This is a genomic window from Candidatus Pelagibacter communis (genome assembly GCF_001179965.1).
Classification (GTDB): domain Bacteria; phylum Pseudomonadota; class Alphaproteobacteria; order Pelagibacterales; family Pelagibacteraceae; genus Pelagibacter.
Window position 1 is genome coordinate 1 of the sequence record NZ_CVSH01000051.1, and the last position, 3,291, is coordinate 3,291.

Here is a 3,291-nt window from a genome sequence, read left to right on the forward strand (position 1 = left end):
GCTTAAATAAGACCCTCCAATGGCCTTTTAAACGCTATATTCCATATCTGCAATTCTATTGAATTTTACCCATTTTATATTGATAAATTGACCTTCTTAAATTCATTAAATTAAATTTCGATGGATCAAATATAAAAAAATAACTTAATACTTAATATTATTTAAAGTTTAGTAATATTTTACCTGAATTTTAATTATTCTATCTAATTCTGTACTAAATTTTTATATAAAATATAATAATTAATTTAAGTAATAATTACACATATTTACAGTATAATATTAAAGTTAAATATTACTATTTAGGTAAGTTTATATTACCTTTTAAATTTTTTAAAATTAATTCTCTTCTGAATACATAATATCCAGAAAGGCAAATTACTGTAAGTCCAGTAAATGTCCAAACATCCGGAAAATCGTTAAATATTAAATATCCCAATATTATGTTTGGAATTATCTCGAAATAACCAAAAGGAGCTAATTTAGAGGCATCAGCATATCTGAGTGAGTAAATTAAACATATATGTCCTAAACAAGCAAAAATTCCCATTATACCTAACCATATCCATTGATTTATAGTTGGATTTATCCAAACAACTGGAACAAAAAATGATGAAATGAAAGCCCCTACTACACCAGTAAGTAATAATGTTAATAGTGGATTATCTGTTGAATGTAATTTTCTAGTTATTACTAAATATATTCCATAAAAAAATCCAGTACCTAAACCTGCTAAAGTGGCTAAATTAAAATCTAAATATCCTGGTCTAATTACTATTAAACTTCCTAAAAAACCAATTAGAACTGCTGCCCATCTCCTTACTCCAACTTTTTCTTTTAAAAAAAAAGGAGATAATGCTGTCGTTATAAGTGGCGCTACAAATGCTAATGTTAAAGCCTTAGCCATTGAAATAATTGAAATTGAATAGAAGAAACAAATATTTGCAGAAAATAAAGTCAAACCTCTAATAATTTGCAATTTTGGATTCTCGGAAAAAGTTAAATTCTTCCTGAAAAAAAAATACATTAAAGGCAAAGTCCAAAATACTGTAAAAAAATATCTTGCCCAAGTTATTTGAAAAAATGATAGTTCAGATGAAAGATATTTTGCAATAGCATCCATAAATGGCAATAATGCCCAGGCCGAAAGGTTCAAAATTATTGCCTTCATTTAAGAAAAGTATCTTAAAGCAAAATATACTACAATAGGAATAGTTATAAAAGACATCAATGTTGATACAACAATAGTGCTGGCCACGCTATCAACAACTTTTTTAGGAGAATAAATTGAACCAACCAAATAATTCAATACTGCACTTGGCATTGAACATTGTATTAATAGAACTCCGGCAGCAAAACCTTCCAAATCAAAAAACCAAATCAATCCAATACCAATTAATGGTCCAATAAACATTCTAGTTATGGATGATATTACCGCATTATTTAAAGAAAAAACCTTTAATCTAGTTAATGCTATACCAAGAGACATTAATATTAAGAAGATAGTTGCATACATTAACCACTCTGTTGTATTTATTACAAACACTGGCATATCAATTTCGTAAAATAGTACTATAGCTGAAAAAATAATTGCATAAAAAGGAGGATTTTTAATTATTACATCTAAATTAAATTTTCTATCTGCTAAAAAAACACCAACGGTAAAATGCATTAAAATAATTAAAGAAGTAATAGAAGCAGAAACTCCTAATCCTTGTGATCCATAAGCAAATAAACAAATTGGCAAGCCCATATTTCCAGTATTTGGAAAGATTAAAGGTGGCAATTCTCTTATTATATCTTTTGTATTAATTAAAAAAAGATTAATTATACCAACAATTGAGAAACAGATAATTGCGAGTAAATAGTACCAAAAATAGTCTCTAAATATTTCAAAATTAATTCCGGTTGAAGTAACGGCGTAAATAACCATTGCTGGAGTACCAATATTAGCTGCAAAATTTGTGATAAATTTAGTATCAATTTTTGGGTTTTTTTTACCTAAATAATACCCAATACCAACAACAAAGAATACTGGAAACACTACCTCAAAAAGTTTGATATAGATTTCCATTAAAATAGTCTTATTACTATAGGTTTCTTGATTATATTTTTATTTGACCTAAATGAATTTAAACATTTTTTTGAAAAATATTCTTTTACATTGTGTGTGATGATTATAATTGAAGCTTTTTTCTTAGAATTATCAGGAATTTGTATTAATCTTTGTATCGAAATTTTATATTTTGCTAATTGCTTAGTAATTTGCGATAAAACACCTGGTTTATCCTTCACCTCAAATCTAAGATAAAGTGAATTAACATAATTGTTTAAGTCATAAATTTGTATTTTTTTTCTTTTTTTTGAAGAAATACCAAATGGGTATTTTATATTACCTCTTAGTATTGATAAAAGATCCGACATTAAGGCAGATGAAGTGGGTCCAGGTCCAGCACCCTCCCCTTGTAAAACACTTTCACCAACTGGCTTGCCATCTAATATAACAGCATTCATTACACCAGATACATTAGCAATATACGTATTATTTTTGACTAAACACGGGTGCACTCTTTCAAATAATTTATTATCAATTATTTCAGTTATACCAAGTAATTTTATCCTTAAATTAAGTTGTTCAGCTATATCAAAATCTTTGCTTTCGATATTCTCTATTCCTTCCATAAGGGATTTATTAGATGATATTGTTTTATTAAAAGAAAGTGCTGATAAGATTTTAACCTTTGCCATAGCATCATAACCGTTAAGATCTAATTTTGGATTTCCAGGTTCGGCATAACCTAGTTTCTGTGCTTTTTTTAAAACATTTTGGAAACTATCTTTAGTAATTTCCATTTCTGATAATATATAATTACATGTGCCATTTAAGATTCCATAAACTTTTGAAATTTTATTTGTTGCAAGACCTTCTTTAATTGTTCTAAGAATAGGTATACCTCCTCCAACAGAAGCTTCGAATTCTAGATTCACTTTTTTCTTTTCCGCAATTTCAGATAGTTTGTCACCGTGTTTTGAAATAAGAGCTTTATTTGGTGTGATTACGTGTATTTTTTTATTTAAAGCTTTTTCAACAATAGATTTTGAAATTCCATCAGAAAGACCAATGCACTCAATTAGAATATCAATTTTATTTTTAAAAATATTTAGTGGATTGCTATAAAAAATTTTTTTATCAATTTTAAATTTCCTTTTTTTATTTTTATTTTTTGCTGAGATAGCTACAATTTTTATTTGTTTACCTGTTTTTGTTTCAATGTCTTTTTTCTTTATTTTTAA

Annotated in this window: 3 protein-coding genes; all 3 read right to left on the reverse strand. The window is 27.0% G+C overall.

The features are described 5' to 3' along the window. Positions 1-295 precede the first annotated feature (295 nt). A complete protein-coding gene (locus AMN73_RS02315; protein WP_075534674.1) occupies positions 296-1,168 on the reverse strand; it encodes a DMT family transporter in 873 nt (290 codons plus the stop codon). Then, a complete protein-coding gene (locus AMN73_RS02320; protein WP_075534675.1) occupies positions 1,169-2,071 on the reverse strand; it encodes an AEC family transporter in 903 nt (300 codons plus the stop codon). Beyond that, on the reverse strand, positions 2,071-3,291 hold a 1,221-nt coding region (locus AMN73_RS02325; RefSeq protein ID WP_075534676.1), incomplete at its 5' end, for a homoserine dehydrogenase. The genes AMN73_RS02325 and AMN73_RS02320, both read right to left, overlap by 1 nt.